This window comes from Dietzia timorensis (assembly GCF_001659785.1).
Classification (GTDB): domain Bacteria; phylum Actinomycetota; class Actinomycetes; order Mycobacteriales; family Mycobacteriaceae; genus Dietzia; species Dietzia timorensis.
This window is the reverse complement of record NZ_CP015961.1, coordinates 3,422,126-3,440,234: the sequence shown is the minus strand read 5'-3', so window position 1 is coordinate 3,440,234 and position 18,109 is coordinate 3,422,126. Positions and strand designations below refer to the sequence as shown.

The window sequence follows — 18,109 nt, the reverse complement described above, 5'->3', positions numbered from 1 at the left end:
CACATAGCTAAACTCTATAATGCTAGAGTTTCATGTGCAACCTGCGCCGAAAGGGAGAGAGTCATGCCACGTAGGTCTCGACGTCCAGAAATCTGTGACGCGGCGATCGCTCTCGCCGCGAAGGGCGGCAGCCACGCGATTACTCACCAGGGGATCGACGCGTACCTCGGCATCGCTCGTGGATCGACGTCCTACTACTTCCGGACCAGAGCGGAGCTGATCGCCGCGGTTGCGGATCACATCGCCGCACAATCACGCGCGACTTTCAACGAGCTACTGGCGCAGGTTCCGGAGGGCCAGGCGGATTTGCACTCCGACGTCATCGAGCAATATATGCGGGTCCTCTTAGGGGAGAGGAGCGCGGCGTGCCGAGCGCGGATGGCGCTATTGCTCGACGCCGACTGTGGCGACGCTCAGCGACGCGCCCTGGCGGATTGTCTGTTCTCTCGCGAGGCCGCGATAGCGCTTTTCGACGACGGCCGCGACGATCCCGCCGCGGCCGCCACCGCGCTCATCGACTCGCTTGAGGGCGCGATCGTTCGGCACACGATTTTCGCCCTGGACGGTGACGGCGGGCCTATTCCTGCACGTTGAGCTCGGGGCGTCCCGACGGCACTGTTACCGTCGCGCGCCGGTGCAGCTTCTGCCCGGGAGCAGTGTTCTTGTCGGTGACGCGGACTTCGGTCGTCCACTCGTTCTTATCAACGGTGACGGCGACGTAGCCGCGCTGGGCATTGCCGAACTTGAACGCCTCGCTCGAGGTTTTGAATCCCTCGTTGGCCTCGTCGCTGTCGGCTCCGTCCTTCCCCGAAGCGATCGACGTCCCGGCGAAATCGACCCCCACCGCGGGGGAGGCGTCCTGGTAGTCGCGGCGAAGCTCCGAGAACGCGTTCCGGTGAATGTCTCCGACGATCGAGACGAGGTTCTTCGCTCCGCGCTCCGCGGCACCGTCGAGGATCCGGTGGCGCGAAGCCTCGTAGCCGCTCCAGCCGTCCATCGACACGTTGCGCTTGCCATCCTTGACCCGGGGCAAGTCGGAGATCACCGTCTGGTGTGCGAGCACTTTCCACGCGGTGGGAGACGAGTCGAGGCCGTCGAGAATCCACTTCTCCTGCTCGTCGCCTGTGATGGTCCGCGATGGATCTGCCGTCTCGGAATCCTGCGGGCTGTCCTTGTCGTCATGAACCTGATTCGAGCGGTACTGCCGCGTATCGAGAACCGAGAAGCGCACGAGATTGCCGTAGTCGGTGCGCCGATAAATCTGCATGTCCGGGCCGGTCGGTGCCGTGACACGCGTGGGGGTGTGCTCCCACCACACCTTGAAGGCCTGCGCGCGCCGGGACAGGAATTCCACGGGATCGTCATCATCCTGGGAGATCTCCGCAGCCCAATTGTTGTCGACCTCGTGGTCGTCCATCGTGACGATCCACGGGGCGGACGCGTGCGCGCGCTGCAGTGGCTCTTCGCTCTTGTAGAGGCCGTAGCGGAGTCGGTACTGGTCAAGAGTGTACGGCTCGGCTCGCACATCGGAGCTCAGCGCCGACACGTCGCGGATTCCGCCGTCCTTGATCTCGCTTTCGTAGATGTAATCGCCGAGGAAGAAGATCACGTCGTTCTCGCGCTCTGCCATGTCCTCGTAGGCGTTGTAGTAGCCGTCGTGCCACGCCTGGCACGAGGCCCAGACGAAGGAGAGCGAGCCGAGATCGGCGCCCAGCGGCGCGGAGGTGCGCGTGCGGCCAACCGGACTCTCGGCGCCGGCCGCGAGGAACCGGTAGTAGTACACGCGCCAGGCTTCGAGACCTTTGACATCGACGTGGACGGAATGTGCATGGGCAGGGTCGGCGATAGCGGTGCCACTATTGACGACTTTCCCGAAGGCTTCGTCGGTGGCGATCTCCCAGTCCACCGGGATGGCCACCGGAGGCATGCCGCCGCCGATTTCCAGTGGCTTCGGCGCGAGCCTGGTCCACAGCATCACCGAATCCGGAAGCGGATCGCCGGAGGCGACGCCCAGCGCGAACGGGTTGTCGAGGCGTACGCTCCCGGCCGCGAGCGAACCCGCGGGAAGCGAACTCTGCGCCTCCGCGTTCCCGCCGAGCATGGCGGGGGTGAAGGCAGCGGCAGACACGGCGGCTGTCCACGTGAGAAAGCTCCGCCTCGTCGTGCCGCGCGAAATCGAAAGGGCAGGGATATCCACGCGAGTATTGCTCATAACAACAGTTGACGCTCCGGAAGCAACGGCCCGGCAAATACGACGTTGTCATTGCGTGAAACGCGACGGTCGAATACGTTTCCGGCAGATAATCATTTCTTCCCCAGGGGCCGACACCGCCGGCCCCTTGATGGATCGGACAAGGCGATGAATCCCACTCCCACCGGCTACTACCGCGACGGCCGAATCGTTATCGAACGCGCACTCGCTTTCGGCACCGGCGAGGTTTGGGACGCCCTCACGGCCTCCGAACGCACCGCACGTTGGATCGGTCCGTGGTCCGGGGATCCGTCCACGGGCACCATCGACCTCACGATGACGGCGGAGGAGGGCAGCCCCACGATGCCGCTGCGGATCGACGAGTGCGATTCCCCGGTTCGCGTGGCCGTGAGCGCCGGCGAGGGCGACGACGTGTGGACGCTGTTCGGCGAGGTGCGCTCGGCAGGAGAGGGTGAAGTCGGGTCCGTCATCGCGCTGTCGCAAGTCATCGACGATCCGGAAAAGGCCTCCGCGATCGGACCCGGATGGGAGTTCTACCTCGACCGACTCGTGGCCGCCGAGACGGGCGGGGATCCCGAGGCGATCGACTTCGACAACTACTACCCGTCCATGGCCGACTATTACCGCGCTCTCCCCGGATAAGTACGGACGAACACGACGGAGCCGCGCACCCGAATCGGATGAGCGACTCCGCCGTCATGGGCGTCTGAGAGTGGCCGGCTACGGAATGTAGAGCGGTGCGGGGTTGCGCACCGTCGAGGACACGTCCGCGGCCCAGCGCAGCGGGCCCGAGGTGGGCGTCCACTCACCGAGAAGGGTGGAGATCTTGTACTCCATCTGGGCGCGGAGGCGGTCGAAGGAGTCCTCGTAATTCTCGCCCACGTAGCCGAGCAGTAGCCACCATGCCCACGCCACGGCGCCGGCGTTGGCGATGAAGTCGGGGAGAACGACGACGCCGCGGGTGGCGAGGTCGAGCTCGGCGTCTTCGGTGGTCGCCGCGTTCGCGGCCTCGACAACGATAGAGGCCTTGATGCCGAGGCAGTTCTCCGCGGTGATCGCGTACGACACCGCCGCCGGGACCACGATGTCGCAGTCGGTGTGGAGGATGACGTCGCGGTCAAGCAGTTGCACGCCGGCCGGAACGGCGGCGCGGTCGATCTCGCCGAAGCGGTTGCGGGAGTCGAGAAGCGCGGGAACGTCGAGGCCTGCCGGGTCGTAGAGCGTGCCGACTGCGTCGGCCAGAGCGACGACCTTCATCCCGGCCTCGTGCAGGTAGAACGCGGCGCCGCCGCCCATCGTGCCGACGCCCTGGATGGCGACGGTCGTTTCGGGTACGGCCCAGCCGCGCACCTTGGACGCTGCGAGGCAGGCCTGCGCCACGCCGTAGCCGCCGATGACGTCGCCGAGCGGTCCGCCCGGGGTCGCAGCGTCGAGGCCGGCGTGAACACGCGCGGTCGTCGCGGCCGGATCGGCCGAGCGCTCGATCGCTGCGTGGTAGGACTGGTTCATCCCGAGGCGGGCGAACACGGTGTCGACGAGGCTCTGCGGAACGCCGAGGTCTTCGGCGGTGACCCAGTGGCGGTCGAGGTACGGACGCATGGCCTCGTAGAAGCGGGTGAGCACGTCCACCGCGCGCGGATCCTTGGGGTCGAAGTCGACGCCGCCCTTCGCGCCGCCGATGGGAAGGTCGAACGCGGCCGTTTTATTGGACATGCCTCGAGCGAGATCCTCTACTTCTGTCACGGTGCACCCGGCGCGCATACGCGTACCGCCGGTGGCCATGCCCTGGACCATGGTGTCGATGACGAGATATCCGGTGGCGCCGGTGACGTCGTCGATCCACTGGATGCGCATGTACGGCTCGTGGTGCCTGCGTGTCGGGGTCGATACCGGCATCGGGGTAGCGGCGTGCAGCACGTCCGGAGTGGCCGTTGGTTCCGGTGTGGTCGACATGGGATTGATCGGCGTGAACGTCATTGTCGTCGCCTCCTCGCATCTTCTCGAACGGCGGAGTCGGGAGCTCTGCCTGTGCCTCAAGGATGGCGCCGATGGTGTGACGCAGTCCACTTATTGTTACTGCAGAGGAATGTTCACTTTTTCTTGACTATCGCGCGGATTCGCAGGCAGGCACGCCGCGAGCGGCCTAATCTCGGGTGTATGGAGGTCTCGCTGCATAGGCTCAAGCTTCTCCGCGAATTGCGATACCGGGGCACGGTCACCGCGGTCGCCGAGGCGCTGCACTACACGACGTCCGCGGTGTCGCAGCAGCTCTCGCTGCTAGAAAAGGAAACTGGCTCGACGCTGTTCGAGAGGCGCGGACGGCGCATCGTGCTCACCGAGTCGGGAGAGCTTCTGGCCGATCACTCGGAGTCGATCCTCGACGCGGTGGAGAACGCGGGGAACGCGATCGAATCCCTGCGTGACGGAATGCGCGCCACTCTGCGCGCCGGCGTGTGGGCTTCGGTTGCCACGGGGCTGCTTCCGACGGGGTTGGCGATGCTGGCCGAGAGTTCTCCGGGGATCGAGGTGCGCTCGGTGGAACTCGCGCCGGAGGCAACCTCGGAGGCCGTGCGTGACGGCACGCTCGACCTGTCCTTCGTGATCGACTACTCGAACTACCCCATGCCGCGCACGCAGCAGCTCGAGCGACGGCCGATCGCGGTGGAGAAACTGTATGCCGCTGTACCCGCAGCAGAGGCGACCGATGGGCCCGTCGCGCTGTCCTCCCTCGCGGGACGCGAGTGGATACTGTCTGATTCTCGCTCGCACTTCGGCCGAGCCGTTCGGCTGGCCTGCCGCGAGGCGGGGTTCGAACCCGATGTCCGCCACGTCGTCGGTGAGCAGACGACGGCGCTCGCTCTCGTGGCAGCCGGGCTCGGTGTGACTCTCGTGTCGGACCTCGGCGCGTTCGTGCGACCGGAGGGGATCGCACTCGTGTCGTTGGAGGACGAACTCGTACGTAATTTGTCCATTTCCTACCGCGTGCGCGACGCCGAGCGCCCTTCGCTGCGGGAATTCGTCGAGACGATGGCTCGTGCCGCGGTGAAGGTCGGGCTCACGGCCCCGCAACCGGCAACCAGGGGCTGAACCCAGCCCATCGCTGATGCCTGCGATTTTGTGCGGCGTTGGAGTCCGGCGGAGGTGTGCCCCGGGGTCGGACGGCCGAGGCTCTGGAGGGGTGGCGGGAGCCGGATTCTGGAGCGCTCCCAAATCTTGGCAAGCCCATTTTGTGTGAGTTGGGTCACATAAAATCGCGCAAGTTTCCGATTTCTCGTTTAGGAAGATGTGATCTGGATCGCCGTCCAAATCGGGGTTTGGGCGCCCAAATCCTTGCTGTTATGCGGCACACGCCGAGCGTCTTGGCCAGAAAGACTCGCGCCGGATCGAAGCCCGGAATATTAAAGAATTGCAACAAACCTATTTCGAACCGGACGCGAAAGTGCCCTTATGGTCGGAACCGTGCCCGATCGACCGAGTACCGATCGGCGCCACGCCAAACCAAAGATGCCCAAGAGTCATCTGATTGGAGGACTTCCATGGCAGATCTGAACAAGACCACCGGTAAGCACCGCACCACGACCAACCGCACCGTTGCCGCCGCTGCAGGCGCCGGCGCGCTCGGCATTGGTGTCGCGCTCTTCGCCCCGGCCTTCGCACAGGCCGCGGACGCACCCGAGGACGTTGCCCCCGCCGCTGCGGCAGAGCAGGCTCCGGCCGAGGACGACGCGACCGCCACCGACGGTTCGCTCGCCGGCATCAGCGAGGACGCCCCGGCAGAGGACGACGCCGACCAGGGTGACGACGCCGAGGAGTCCACCGGCTCGCTCGCCGGCATCAGCGAAGAGGCCCCGGCAGACGACGAGGGTGAGGAAGCTCCTGAAGAGGGCGACGACGCCGGCCTGCTCGGCTCGCTGTCCGGCTTCCTTCCCGAGGGCTCCCTCGAGGGCATCAGCGAAGAGGCTCCGGCCGACGACGCCGAGACCCCGGCCGACGATGCCGAGGGCGAGGCCCAGGATGTCGCCCAGTACCAGGGCGAAGAGGGCGAAGAGGGCTCCGGCTCTGCCGAGAACGCACTCGCCGCCGGTTCGGCTGCCGGCCTCGAGGCCGGGCTGACGGCCGCATCGAGCGAAGGCCCCGAGACCGCCTCGGCCACCGCGTCGCAGGCCGGTTCGGAAGCCGGGCTCGAAGCCGGTTCCGAGGACAGCTCCCTCTCGGGCTCCGGCGAGGGCTCGGGCGACCAGGGCTCCGCAGAGCAGGGCTCGGGCGACGAGTCCGGTTCGCTGGACACCTCCTCGCTCAGCGGCGGTGCGGAGGAGTAATACCCTCCATCCCGCGAGACCCGCGGGCGGTTCATTTCGCGAAGAAAACCGCCTGGCCTGTGCTCACGCGCCGGAACCAATTCCGGCGTCGCACACGGTCAGGCGGTTTTCGCGCGTCTGGGGTGCGCGCACCCCGCATCCACAGCCCATCGCCCATGACGGCGGAGGTGCCGAAATCACGGGCCCGGGACGTACCCGCGCTCCTTATCGACGGCCGGGCCCGGCTCCGTGCCGGAGGCGTAGTCGCGAAGCTTGCCCAGGAACTGCGCGGCCAGCGTGTCGCGCCAGCCGACGACATCGCCCGACAGGTGTGCGCTGATGTGCGCGCCGGGCAGCTCCCACAGCGGATCTCCTGCGGGCAGCGGCTCTTCGACGAGAACGTCGAGATGCGCGGTGATCCTGCCGGATGCGATCTCCGACGTCAGAGCCGGTTGGTCGATAAGCGGGCCGCGGCCGACATTGACGACGTGCGCGCCGTCCGGCAGCGCCGCTAGCTCGTCCGCGCCGAGCATCCCTCGCGTGGCGTCGGTGAGCGGGGCGACCATGACGAGATGGTCGACGCCCGCGAGGTGGTCGGCGAGGGCGCCGGAGTCGACGACCTCGCCGAAATCGGGGTCGGACTCGCGCACGGTCCGGCCCGCGCCGCGCACGTCGAGGCCCACGGCGCGGAGCTTGCGGGCGATCGCGCGGCCGATCGCGCCCGTGCCGACGACGAGCGCGTGCCGCCCGGCGACCTTGCGGGTCTCGCGCCAGCGCCACTGCTCGGCGCGTTGGAACGCCTCGGACTCGTGGAGCAACTTGTCGTTCGCGAACACGCACGCGAGAACGTATTCGGCGATCGGCTCGTCGAAGGTGCCGCGCGCGTTGGTGAGCAGTACGTCCGAGGAGCGCAGCCCGTCGAAGAGGATCTTGTCCACGCCCGCCGCCGCGACGTGCACCCAGCGCAGCGAATCGGCCGCGTCCCACGCCGCGGCGAGCGCGCCGGAGAAGATGTCCCACACGAACAACACGTCGGCGCCGGGAAGGGCGCCTGCGAGCGTCTCTGCGGTGGCCTCGCGGACCTCGGCGACCTGCCGGATCGCGCTGAGGTTGCTCGGCGGCGCGACCCCGTCCGCGGACAACATGACGACGATGGGGGTGGCCTGCCCGGAAGTGCTCGAATTCTCGCTCATGCCTCCCACCGTATAGACCCCCGACGGGAATGGAAACGAAATTCGTAAGATTGTCTACAATCCTACCGTTGACAATTCTGGTTTCGGCCTACAGACTTTCCGTTATGAGCAACGCATCGCTATCGCCACTCCTCAAGCAGGCCACCCCTGTTGTCGTCGACCACGCCTCCGGATCGTGGATCCACGGCACCGACGGACGCGACTACCTCGACTTCACCACCGGCATCGGAGTCACGAGCACCGGGCACTGCCACCCCGACGTCGTCGCCGCGGCACGCGAGCAGTGCGGGAAGATCATCCACGCCCAGTACACGACGGTCATGCACCAGCCGCTGCTCGAGCTCACCGATAAGCTCGGCGAGTTCCTCCCCGAAGGGCTCGACTCGGTGTTCTACGCGAACTCCGGCTCCGAGGCCGTCGAGTCCGCCGTGCGCCTGGCCCGGATGGCCACGGGCCGCCCGTACATCGTCACCGTCCAGGGCGGGTTCCACGGCCGCACCGTCGCCGCCGCGTCGCTGACGACCGCCGGGACGAAGTTCTCCGCAGGCTTCGGTCCCTTGATGTCCGGCGTGGCCACGACGTCATTCCCCCATGCCCTCCGCCTGGGTATGACGGAGGACGAGGCGGTCGACTATGCCCTCAAAGAATTCGACTTCCTCCTCGCCACCCGCGTCGCGCCGAACGAGCTGGCGGCGGTCCTCGTCGAGCCGTTCCTCGGCGACGGCGGCTACATGGCCGTGCCGCAGCGCTACCTCGCCGGGCTGCGCGAGCGCACCGAGCGCCACGGCGCGCTGCTCGTGCTCGACGAGGTGCAGGCCGGCTGCGGCCGCACCGGCAAGTTCTGGGGCCACCAGCACACCGAGGGGCTTCGCCCCGACGTGCTCATCACCGCGAAGGGCATCGCCTCGGGCTTCCCGATCTCCGCGATGGCCGCCTCCCGCGACCTCATGAACAAGGCCTGGCCCGGCTCGCAGGGCGGTACGTACGGCGGCAACGCGGTCGCCGCGGCCGCGGGCGTTGCGACCCTCGGGGTCATCGAGCGCGAGGGGCTCGTGGAGAACTCCCGCGTGCGCGGCGAGGAGCTCCTCGCGGGTCTGCGCTCGGAGCTGGACGGCGTCAGCGAGATCTGCGACATCCGCGGCACCGGGCTCATGCTCGGCATCGAGTTCGGCAACCCCACGGCGAACGCCGGCAGCGAGGAGGCGGCCGAGGCCGCGCGGCTGGCCGGCGCCGTACAGCAGGCGTGCATCGACGAGGACCTCCTCACGCTCACGTGCGGTCCCACGGGCAACGTAGTGCGCATCATCCCCCCATTGGTTGTGACGTCGGAGGAGGTCAAGACCGGGACCGAGCGGTTCGCCCGCGCCGTACGCGCGGTGGTGGGAGCCTAGTCATATGACCAACCCGCCCTCCGCCGCGCCCGCACCGCCCGCCGCGGAGCCGGCGCGGTCCGCGGCCTCCGTGGACGAGCTCGTCGCTGCGCTGCGCTCGGCCGGGCTCGATCCGGAGTATTCGGCGCGGCGCGTGGCCGAGTACACCTTCGACGCCTCGAACTACCGCGTCGTGCCGATGGCCGTGCTCTTCCCGCGCACCGAGGACGAGGTCGCCGCGGCGCTCGCGGTGTGCCACCGGCTCGGCGTCCCGGCGACAGCCCGCGGCGGCGGAACCTCGATGGCCGGCAATGCCATCGGCACTGGCCTCATTCTCGATCTCTCACGCCACATGAATCGTGTGCTGTCCGTGGACGAGGCCGCCGGTACCGCGACCGCGGAAACCGGCGCCGTGCTCACCCACATCCGCGCCGCCGTCCACTCCGCGACCGATTCGCGTCTCACCTTCGCGCCGGACCCGTCGAGCCAGTCCCGCGCGTGCCTCGGCGGCGCCATCGGCAACGATGCGTGCGGCAACCACTCGGTGCGCCACGGCCGCACCGCCGACCACGTCGTCGAACTGCGCCTGGTCACCTCCGACGGGCTTCGCCTCACCGCGACGCGCTCCGGGGTCCGCGCCACCGACCCGGATGACGGGCCCGCTCGCGCCCGCGCCGAACACCTCGAGCGCGAGCTCCGCGAGCTCGCCTCCGATCACCTCGCCGCGATCCGCGTCGAGCTCGGCCGCATCCCGCGCCAGGTGTCGGGCTACCACCTGCGCCACCTGCTGCCCGAGGAGGGATTCGATGTCGCGCGCGCCCTCGTCGGGAGCGAGGGGACCTGCGCCGTCATCACGTCGGCGACCGTGACGATCGTCCCGAAATCCCAGCGCACCTCGCTCATCGTCGCCGGATACGCCGACGTCGTCGACGCCGCGCGCGACGTCCCGCTGTTGCTGCGCCACCGCCCCACGGCGATCGAGGGGATCGACGAGATCATCGTCCAGACGATGCGCGTGCGCCGCGGCCCGGACGCCGTCGCCGACCTCCCCGAAGGCCACGCCTGGCTTTTTATCGAGTTCGAGGAGCCGGCGGACGGCGAAGGTGCAGCGGATGACGCCGGAGGAGGCTTCCCCAATGCCGACCTGCTCTCGGACGATCTTCGCTCCGATGGCCACGTGCTGGACCTGCGCCGCATCGACGACCCTGGCGAGCGGGCGGACCTGTGGCGCGTCCGGGAGGACGGCGCCGGGCTCAGCTCCACCCTCACCGATCCGGAGACCGGCGCGACGTTCTCCACGTGGCCGGGCTGGGAGGATTCGGCGGTGCGGCCGGAGCTTCTCGCCGGATACCTGGGCGAATTCCGCGAACTCCTGGGCAGCCACGGACTGACCGGCGTCATGTACGGACATTTCGGCGCGGGATGCATGCACATCCGCATCAATTTCGACCTGCGCTCGGAAGACGGGCGCGGAGTGTTCCGCGCGTTCTGCACGGACGCCGCGCACCTGGCGGTCAAGTACGAGGGGTCGCTGTCCGGGGAGCACGGCGACGGGCGGGCGCGCTCGGAGCTGCTGCCGATCATGTATTCACCGGAGATGCTGGGCGCGTTCGAGCGGTTCGTGCAGATCTGGGACCCGGCCGAGCTGCTCGCGCCCGGCGGGCTGCGCGAGACGCGGCCCATGGACGCCGACCTCGCCCTCGCCGGCATTGGCCACCGCGACCTCGGCCTGCTCACCTCGGGCGACGGGCAGCATCCGGTGCAGGCGTGCATCGGCGTCGGCCGCTGCCGGACCAGCTCGGGTGGGGTGATGTGTCCGTCGTTCCGCGCCACCGGCGACGAGAAGGACTCCACGCGCGGGCGCGCCCGGGTGTTACAGGAGTTCGTGCGCGGCGAGCGCATCGAGGCGGAGTGGTCCTCGACAGAGGTAGCCGAGTCGCTCGAGCTGTGCCTGTCATGCAAGGCGTGCTCCTCGGACTGTCCGACCGGCGTGGACATGGCGACATTCAAGTCCGAGTTCCTCTCGCGCCACTACGCGCGGCGCCTGCGCCCGCTCGCGCACTACTCGCTCGGGTTGCTGCCACTGTGGCTCAAGGTGACCCCTTATCTCGCCGGGCTCCTCAACCGCGTGCTGCGGACGCGGCTCGGGCAGCTCGGCGCGCGTGCAGGCGGGCTCGGAAAGAACCGGACGTTGCCCGAATTCGCTCGCGCCGCCGATGTGCGCGCGGAGATGGGCCGTGTACCGGACACGGTGTGGCATGCCAAGGATCCAAAGTCCGCGCCCGCCGCGCTGCGCAACTCGACGGAAGTAGTGTTGTTTATCGACTCGTTTACCCGCGGGCTGCGGCCGCAGGTCGCCGGCGCGGCCGCGCGCGTGCTCGGCGGGACGCACTCCTCGGTCGCGTGCAGCGCCGAGCATTGCTGCGGGCTCACCCACGTCACCACCGGCCGGCTCGGCGCGGCACGGCGCACCCTGCGCAAGACCGCGGAATTCCTCGACGGCGTGCGCGGCGAAGGCGGGGCCGAGGTGCCCATCGTCGTCGTCGAACCGAGCTGCGCTGCAACCCTCCACGAAGAGCTTCCGCGCCTGGTGAGCGAGTTGAACGACGGCATCGACGGCACCGAGGCCGAGCGCGCGCGCCGCGTCGCCGCACGCGTGCGCTCGGCTGCGGGCCACATCGGCACCCTGGCCGCGGACGGGAAGGCGCCGGCGTGGCCGGGTGGGGACGCGCCGTCCGCCGTCATCGTGCAAACGCATTGCCACGAATACGCGACCTTCGGCAACAGGGTGCAGCGCCAGACGCTCTCAGCCCTGGGTGTGGGGAGCGTGGTCGAGGCGACCGGCTGCTGCGGGATCGCGGGGGACTTCGGCTTCACCGCAGGTCACGAGGAGGTCGCCGATGCGGTCGCCGAGCAGGCGCTCGCGCCCGCGCTGCGCGAGCACTCGGACGCGCCTATCCTCACGGACGGGTTCTCCTGCCACGCCCAAGTCGCCCACTTGTCCGCGACAGACCCCACGACCCGGGCCGCGGGCGGCGCCGGGCGCCGAGGCGCCCACCTGCTCGAACTGCTCGACCCGGATCCCGCCGGCACACCCGCGGCGCCCACGACCACCCACGCGAATCGACCCCCAGGAGGCCAGCAATGACCCGCAAAGTCGCCGACATCATCGAAGGACTCGGCACCGGAATCCACATCTCGGGACAGTGGCGCGACGCAAAATCGTCCGCCACGTTCGACGTGGAGAACCCCGCCACCGGCGAGGTCATCGCCACGCTTGCTGACGGCGGAGAAGCCGACGCTCTCGAGGCGATCGACGTCGCCGCGGCCACTCAGGCCGAGTGGGCGGCGACCCCCTCGCGCGAACGGTCGGAGATCCTGCGCCGCGCCTACGAACTGATGGTCTCCCGGGCCGACGAAATCGCGCTGCTCATGACCACGGAGATGGGCAAGCCTCTCGCGGAGGCGAAGGGCGAGGTGAACTACGGCGCCGAGTTCTTCCGCTGGTTCGCAGAGGAGGCGGTGCGCATTTCGGGCGACGCGCGCAAGAGCCCGGACGGCAAGACCCGCTTCATCGTCACCAAGGAGCCGGTCGGCCCCTGCATCCTCATCACGCCGTGGAACTTCCCACTGGCGATGATCACCCGAAAGCTCGGCCCGGCGATCGCCGCCGGCTGCACGATGGTCTACAAGCCCGCCAACCTCACGCCTCTGACCTCGCTCTACATGGTCGACCTGCTGCGCGAGGCCGGCCTCCCCGACGGCGTGCTGTCGATGGTGTGTACGACGTCGCCGGGTTCGGTCGTCGAGCCGTGGATCGATTCGGGCAAGGCGCGCAAGCTGTCGTTTACCGGCTCTACACCTGTCGGGAAGCTGCTGCTCGAGCAGTGCGCTCGAGGGGTGTTGCGTACCTCGATGGAGCTCGGCGGGAACGCGCCGTTCATCGTGTGCGAGGACGCGAACCTCGATGTCGCCGTCGATGCGGCGATGGCGGCGAAGATGCGCAACATGGGCGAGGCGTGCACGGCGGCCAACCGGATTCTCGTGCACCGCGACGTCATCGAGGAATTTTCTCGGAAGGTCACCGAGCGCATGTCGGGGCTCAAGGTCGGCGATGGCGCGCAAGACGGCACCGATGTCGGACCGCTGGTCGAGGGCAAGGCCGTCGACAAGGTGGAGAAGCTCGTCGGCGACGCCATCGAGCGCGGCGCGCAGGTGCTGTGCGGCGGCGAGCGCCCGTCCGGCGCCGGCTACTTCTACCCGCCGACCGTGCTGTCCGGAGTCTCGCCGGAGTCGGAGCTGATGAGCACCGAGGTCTTCGGTCCCGTCGCCGCGCTCATCCCGTTCGATAGCGATTCCGAGGCGATCGAGCTCGCCAACGGCACCGAGTTCGGGCTCGTGTCGTACGTGATGACCGAGTCCGTGGACCGCGGCTTTACGATCTCGGAGAAGCTCGAGGCGGGGATGGTCGGGTTCAACACGGGGCTCGTGTCGAATCCTGCGGCGCCGTTCGGTGGGATCAAGCAATCCGGGCTCGGTCGTGAGGGCGGGCTCACCGGAATCGAAGAATTCGTCGAGTCGAAGTACGTTGCGATCCCGGTGCGATAGTACAGGTATGGCGGCTGCAAGCGAGTCGCTGGCGTGTCGAGAGCCGGTGAACTGCACGTAAATTCGGCCCGAAAGGGTTAACAGCGTGCTGTGGGCAGTCGATAGTGTGAGTGCGGCTCCAACGCGAGCCGAGACGAGCCATAAGAAGGGATTCCACCCATGAAGAAGAGCATCCTCACCCGCGTGGCCGCCGTGACCGGTGCCGCGACTATCGCCATTTCGGGCGCCACCGGTGTCGCCGGCGCCCAGGAAGCCCCCGAAGCGTCCGGGTCGATTCCGACCTCGAACCTCGGTTCGCTCGAGAACACTCCGATCAATCAATTGGTCAACGATCCGGAGCAGTTCTTTCAGACATCGTTGCTCGTTCCCGGGTCCATCGTTCTCGGAAGTCTCTGCTTTGCGTCGATGTCCAACTGCAACGTGACCTAAGCTCACGCCCGCCGCAATGCCGAGGGAGTGCGCGCAGCGAATGCGCGCACTCCCTTATTTTTCGCGTTCAAGCCAGAAGTAGTAGAGATCGTTCGTACCGAACACGGGCTCTAACTTGCCGTTCATGATGCCGACCACCGTGTCGCCGTCGACCTTCTTGAAATGGTCGAACACGCCCATCGCGTCGTAAACCATCGTGGCCGTGGATTCGCCCCGGAACTCGACCGACCACACGCTCGCGGCGCCGCCACCGGCCGCCGCCGCGTTGGCCTCGATCCCGCCGTCGTCGGAACGCACGACGATGGGGCTCACGTCGAGTGGGCCGTCGAACCATTTTCCGTGCCACTTGATTTTCTCGAGCAGCGCCGAGGCCGGATGCTCCATGGCGAAGTCGCCGCCTGCCCAGTGTCCGAGCATGTCCTCGACCGTCGCGACCTCGAGATCGGACCACAGCTCGTCTAGCTGCGCGGGAGTCGGCGCAACGGCGCTGCGGAGTTCATCGAAACGTTCACGTGTACTCATGGCCCCAGGCTAGTCATCTGATGCCATATATATCTGATTTCACGAAATGCAAAGTTGTTGGACACGCCCATATTGTTAACAGCAATCTCTGGCGGGCGATAGACAAAGTGAGTCTCAGGACACATGCAATGCAATCTATCGAGGAGTTCGGAATGCGCAAGTCAATGTGGGCACGATCGGCGGCGGTGGCCGGAGCCGCCGCATTTGCGATGGCGGCAACGGCGTCGCCCGCGAACGCTCAAGCCCCGGCCCCCAACCCCCTCGAGGGCTCGATTCAGATGGACGTTCTCGATTCCATCATCACCCACTCCGGAGAGCTTTCCGCCAACCCCTGGGTCTTGTCGATCTACGGTGGCTCGATCGTGGCGTGCCTGTTCAACGACTGCGCCGACGACAACAACATGTAGCCGAGCGGCGCTAGGACTCCAGGCGGGCGAGGCCATCGCGCATGTGCTCGTCGAGCGCAGCCCAGGCGCGCTCGAGGTCCCCCGCACGGATCGCCGCAGCGAGTTCGCGGTGCTCTGCAACCCGGTCCTCGCCGGGGCCATACGTCGACTGCATCGCGCGCAGGCACATGGAGGTTTCGACGATCACCGTCTCGTGCACGCGCGAGAGACGATCGCTGCGCGCCGCCTCGACGAGCTCATGGTGGAAATCGAGGTCAGCGGCGACCATCTCCGGCGAATCCGTGCCCTCGGAAATGCCGGCCATTTGGTCGACTACCGCATCAAGGGCGTCGGCGGCCTCGGCCTGGACGCCGAGCTGGAGCACCCGCTGGATCGCCGAACGCTCGATCGCGCGACGCAGCAAGTACATATCTGACACGGCCTCCGGCGTCAGATCCGGGACGAAGAGGCCGCGATTGCGGTGCGAGACGAGCAGGCCTTCCTGCGTGAGCCGCTGCATCGCCTCGCGCAGTGGGCCCCGGCTGACCCCGAGCTGGCGGGCGAGAGCGGCCTCGCCGAGCTGCGTGCCCGGCGGGAACTCGCCCGAGGAGATCGCGCGGCGCAGCGAGCGGGCGATCAGCGCGGGAGTCGATTCCTGCACAACCGGCTCGAGCGAACCGCCGAGGTCTCCGGGGGAGTCGTCGGCCACGTGGATCACGCCCCGCCCGCCGAGCACGCGTGCACGCGCGGTCGCGGGACGACGTTGCCAAGCGCCTTTTCCAGCGCCGCGCCGGCACGCATCACCGCGCGGTCGTCGAAACGCTTGGTGACGATCTGGATTCCCGTGGGCAGCCCCGCGGACGTCGCCCCGCACGGAATGGACAGCGCTGGTTGCTGAGTCATGTTGAAAAGATAGGTGTACGGCGTCCACGAGGTCCAATCCGGGCTGTGCCAATTCGGCGGCACATCGGCACCGACCTCGAACGGCGGGATCGGCATCGTCGGCGTGACGAGCAGGTCGTAGGTGTCGTGCAGCGCGCCCATTTTATTGCCGAGCGCCATCCGCACGGCGGTCGCGTCGAGGAAATCCTGCGCCGAGAATCCGTTGTAGCGTTGCAGGGCGTCGGCCAGGCTCGGGTCGATCCGGTCGAACAGCGCCCTCACATCCCCGCCCGGCGCGTACGGGCGTAGCACCGCCTCGGCGCCCGCGAACCACAGAACATGGAACGCGTCGACGGGGTCGGTGAGTCCCAGTTCGGGCTGCTCCACCTGCGCGCCGAGGTCTTCGAGAAGTCTGACGGCGGACGCCACATCCCGCTCGACCTCCGGGTCGTTGCGCACGAATCCGAGGTCCGGGCTGAAGGCGATGCGCACGCCCGCGAGGGGCTTGTCTGCAGTCATGCCCTCGCGCGCCGCGGCTTCGTATCCGTCCTTCGCGGGACTCGTCGCCGACGGCGGCATGCCGGACCAGTCGCGCCCGTCCGGCCGGATGAGCGCGTCCATGTACAGGGAGGCGTCGAGGACCGTGCGGGTCATGGGGCCCGCGTGGGCGAGGGTGCCGAACGGGCTGTTCGGGAACATCGGCACCACGCCGTAGGTGGGTTTGAGAGCGACCGTGCCGGTGAACGAGGCGGGGATGCGCACCGAGCCGCCGGCGTCGGTGCCCACCGACAGCGGGCCGAGGCCCGCCGCGACCGCGGCTGAGGAGCCGCCGCTCGATCCGCCCGGGGTGAGATTCGTGTCGTAGGGGTTGCGCGTCGGACCCATGAGCGGCGAATCGGTGACGCCTTTCCATGCGAACTCGGGCGTGGTGTTCTTGCCGACGATGACGCAGCCGGCTTCCTTCGTCGCGGCCGTGGCCGGAGCGTCTGCGGTGTTCTTCGCGTAGTCGTTCGCGCCCTCGGCTTCGGCGAGGAGCCTGGAACCGCGGAAGGTGGGCTGGCCCTTGGACAAGAACACGTCCTTGATCGATGCGGGCACCCCGTCGAGCGGGCCGAGCGTGGCGCCGTCGCGGTAGCGCCGCTCGGATTCCTTCGCCGCATGCCGCGTGGCCTCGGGGTCGACGAAGCAGAACGCGTTGATCTGTGGGTTGACGGCGTCGATCGCTGCGAGCACCTCGTCCGCCACCTCGATGGGCGAGAGCGAACCGGCGCGGAACTGTTCCGCGAGCTCGGCCGCCGAGAATGCGCAGGTGCCGAAACGGGCGTTGGTGTGGCCAGTCGTCATGAGAGACCGCCTTCCTCGCTACAGGGGTACAAACCGACGCGAACGTGACGATTGTCGACAATCCTACAGCCCGAAATATTTGAGTCAATAGGTTTTTGCGAGCGGTTATTATCGCCTCATGAAATCCGGTGCACGCCTTGTTGCGGCGGCGGCGAAATCTGCGGTGTGCGCGGTGACGTTCGGCGGATTTCTGGGCATTGTCGCAGCATTGGTGATCCAGAATTTGCATGTCGGCTGCACGGTGGTGAGGTCTGCGGACGCGGATTCGCTCTCGTGCCCGGACGGGATCGCTTATCTGTTTCCGGTGCTCAACATCATGTCGGCCACCGGGCTCGTCGCGCTGTTTTTCCTGTTGCGTGGACATTTTCGACAAGTCCCCGTGGTCGAGCGCGAACGCGTGGCGCGGAGTATCGCGGCGTGGTACGGCGGAGCGATGGTGGTGCTCTCGGGCCTGGTCTTATTCTTTTTGCTCAAGCAGTCGGCGGACCCAGGGCCGTATGCCGTCGAGCCGTCGCAAGAGACAATCGTCATTGTTCTGATCTTGTTGTTCGGCGCGCTGGCGTTGCTGCTTTGCCAGTGGATCGGGCCGGTGGTCGCCGGAGTGGCCTGCGTCATCTACGCACTGGCCCTCATTGGCGCCGGGATACACAGCTTTATCGGCTTGCCATTTCTCCTCATTCCCGCCGCTTTCCTCATCGCCGCGGTTAATCTCCGTCGTCCCTGAGCTCCGCGCCTGGCCCGCCCCGGGGGCAAATTTCGAAGGAGATTAACCGTGCATTCAGTCACATTTCGCAGACGGACGCAGTAAATTCAGCCCCCAAGTAAATAAATCTTCGCGCAGGAACCTCCGCCGCGCATCGACCGA

Annotated in this window: 16 protein-coding genes; 10 read left to right on the top strand and 6 right to left on the bottom strand. The window is 67.5% G+C overall.

All coding sequences use genetic code 11. The annotated features are described in order from the left end of the window. Nucleotides 1-63 precede the first annotated feature (63 nt). Nucleotides 64-594, top strand: a complete 531-nt coding sequence (locus tag BJL86_RS15865; protein ID WP_067474785.1) for a TetR/AcrR family transcriptional regulator — start codon at nucleotides 64-66, stop codon at nucleotides 592-594. Here BJL86_RS15865 and BJL86_RS15860 read toward each other — a convergent pair. After that, the gene (locus tag BJL86_RS15860; RefSeq protein ID WP_067474787.1) at nucleotides 578-2,212 is read right to left on the bottom strand and encodes an alkaline phosphatase D family protein; all 1,635 of its coding nucleotides are present in this window, start codon (nucleotides 2,210-2,212) and stop codon (nucleotides 578-580) included. The two genes, BJL86_RS15865 and BJL86_RS15860, sit on opposite strands and share 17 nt — an antisense overlap. 147 nt (nucleotides 2,213-2,359) lie before the next feature. Here BJL86_RS15860 and BJL86_RS15855 point away from each other — a divergent pair, with 147 nt between their 5' ends. Continuing rightward, nucleotides 2,360-2,854, top strand: a complete 495-nt coding sequence (locus tag BJL86_RS15855) for an SRPBCC family protein (RefSeq protein ID WP_067474790.1) — start codon at nucleotides 2,360-2,362, stop codon at nucleotides 2,852-2,854. A gap of 78 nt (nucleotides 2,855-2,932) precedes the next feature. On the opposite strand, the gene BJL86_RS15850 is transcribed toward BJL86_RS15855, so the two are convergent. After that, nucleotides 2,933-4,189, bottom strand: coding sequence for a Glu/Leu/Phe/Val dehydrogenase dimerization domain-containing protein (locus BJL86_RS15850; protein ID WP_067474793.1), 1,257 nt, complete (start codon nucleotides 4,187-4,189; stop codon nucleotides 2,933-2,935). A gap of 180 nt (nucleotides 4,190-4,369) precedes the next feature. Here BJL86_RS15850 and BJL86_RS15845 point away from each other — a divergent pair, with 180 nt between their 5' ends. Both BJL86_RS15845 and BJL86_RS15840 read left to right on the top strand, forming a co-directional pair. After that, entirely contained in the window at nucleotides 4,370-5,299 is a 930-nt protein-coding gene (locus BJL86_RS15845) for a LysR family transcriptional regulator (RefSeq protein WP_067474795.1), read from the top strand. 449 nt (nucleotides 5,300-5,748) lie between these two features. Beyond that, a complete protein-coding gene (locus BJL86_RS15840) occupies nucleotides 5,749-6,531 on the top strand; it encodes a hypothetical protein (RefSeq protein WP_067474797.1) in 783 nt (260 codons plus the stop codon). A 176-nt stretch (nucleotides 6,532-6,707) separates the two neighbouring features. Here the strand turns inward: BJL86_RS15840 and BJL86_RS15835 are convergent, their stop codons facing one another. Further along, nucleotides 6,708-7,703, bottom strand: a complete 996-nt coding sequence (locus BJL86_RS15835) for a D-2-hydroxyacid dehydrogenase (protein WP_075845191.1) — start codon at nucleotides 7,701-7,703, stop codon at nucleotides 6,708-6,710. 104 nt (nucleotides 7,704-7,807) lie between these two features. Here BJL86_RS15835 and BJL86_RS15830 point away from each other — a divergent pair, with 104 nt between their 5' ends. The 4 genes from BJL86_RS15830 to BJL86_RS15815 all read left to right on the top strand — a co-directional run bounded on the left by BJL86_RS15830 (nucleotide 7,808) and on the right by BJL86_RS15815 (nucleotide 14,110). Next, entirely contained in the window at nucleotides 7,808-9,094 is a 1,287-nt protein-coding gene (locus tag BJL86_RS15830) for an aspartate aminotransferase family protein (protein WP_075845099.1), read from the top strand. A gap of 4 nt (nucleotides 9,095-9,098) precedes the next feature. Beyond that, nucleotides 9,099-12,221 carry an FAD-binding and (Fe-S)-binding domain-containing protein gene (locus tag BJL86_RS15825; RefSeq protein WP_083657659.1) on the top strand — a complete coding sequence of 1,041 codons (3,123 nt, stop codon included), beginning with the start codon at nucleotides 9,099-9,101 and terminating at the stop codon, nucleotides 12,219-12,221. After that, the gene (locus tag BJL86_RS15820; RefSeq protein ID WP_075845098.1) at nucleotides 12,218-13,681 is read left to right on the top strand and encodes an NAD-dependent succinate-semialdehyde dehydrogenase; all 1,464 of its coding nucleotides are present in this window, start codon (nucleotides 12,218-12,220) and stop codon (nucleotides 13,679-13,681) included. The genes BJL86_RS15825 and BJL86_RS15820 overlap by 4 nt, the downstream gene beginning before the upstream one ends. Before the next feature lie 159 nt (nucleotides 13,682-13,840). Then, nucleotides 13,841-14,110, top strand: coding sequence for a hypothetical protein (locus tag BJL86_RS15815; protein ID WP_067474032.1), 270 nt, complete (start codon nucleotides 13,841-13,843; stop codon nucleotides 14,108-14,110). Nucleotides 14,111-14,164: 54 nt separating this feature from the next. Here the strand turns inward: BJL86_RS15815 and BJL86_RS15810 are convergent, their stop codons facing one another. Further along, nucleotides 14,165-14,632, bottom strand: a complete 468-nt coding sequence (locus tag BJL86_RS15810) for a DUF4334 domain-containing protein (protein ID WP_067474029.1) — start codon at nucleotides 14,630-14,632, stop codon at nucleotides 14,165-14,167. Nucleotides 14,633-14,784: 152 nt separating this feature from the next. Here BJL86_RS15810 and BJL86_RS15805 point away from each other — a divergent pair, with 152 nt between their 5' ends. Beyond that, the gene (locus BJL86_RS15805) at nucleotides 14,785-15,039 is read left to right on the top strand and encodes a hypothetical protein (RefSeq protein ID WP_156515294.1); all 255 of its coding nucleotides are present in this window, start codon (nucleotides 14,785-14,787) and stop codon (nucleotides 15,037-15,039) included. A 10-nt stretch (nucleotides 15,040-15,049) separates the two neighbouring features. Here the strand turns inward: BJL86_RS15805 and BJL86_RS15800 are convergent, their stop codons facing one another. Together BJL86_RS15800 and BJL86_RS15795 are read right to left on the bottom strand one after the other, a co-directional pair. Continuing rightward, entirely contained in the window at nucleotides 15,050-15,727 is a 678-nt protein-coding gene (locus BJL86_RS15800; RefSeq protein WP_067474034.1) for a GntR family transcriptional regulator, read from the bottom strand. 5 nt (nucleotides 15,728-15,732) lie between these two features. Then, entirely contained in the window at nucleotides 15,733-17,244 is a 1,512-nt protein-coding gene (locus BJL86_RS15795; protein WP_067474023.1) for an amidase, read from the bottom strand. A 118-nt stretch (nucleotides 17,245-17,362) separates the two neighbouring features. On the opposite strand from BJL86_RS15795, the gene BJL86_RS15790 reads away from it, so the two are divergent. After that, nucleotides 17,363-17,968: a hypothetical protein gene (locus tag BJL86_RS15790; RefSeq protein WP_156515293.1), complete on the top strand. Its 606-nt coding sequence runs from the start codon at nucleotides 17,363-17,365 to the stop codon at nucleotides 17,966-17,968. Nucleotides 17,969-18,109: the final 141 nt, after the last annotated feature.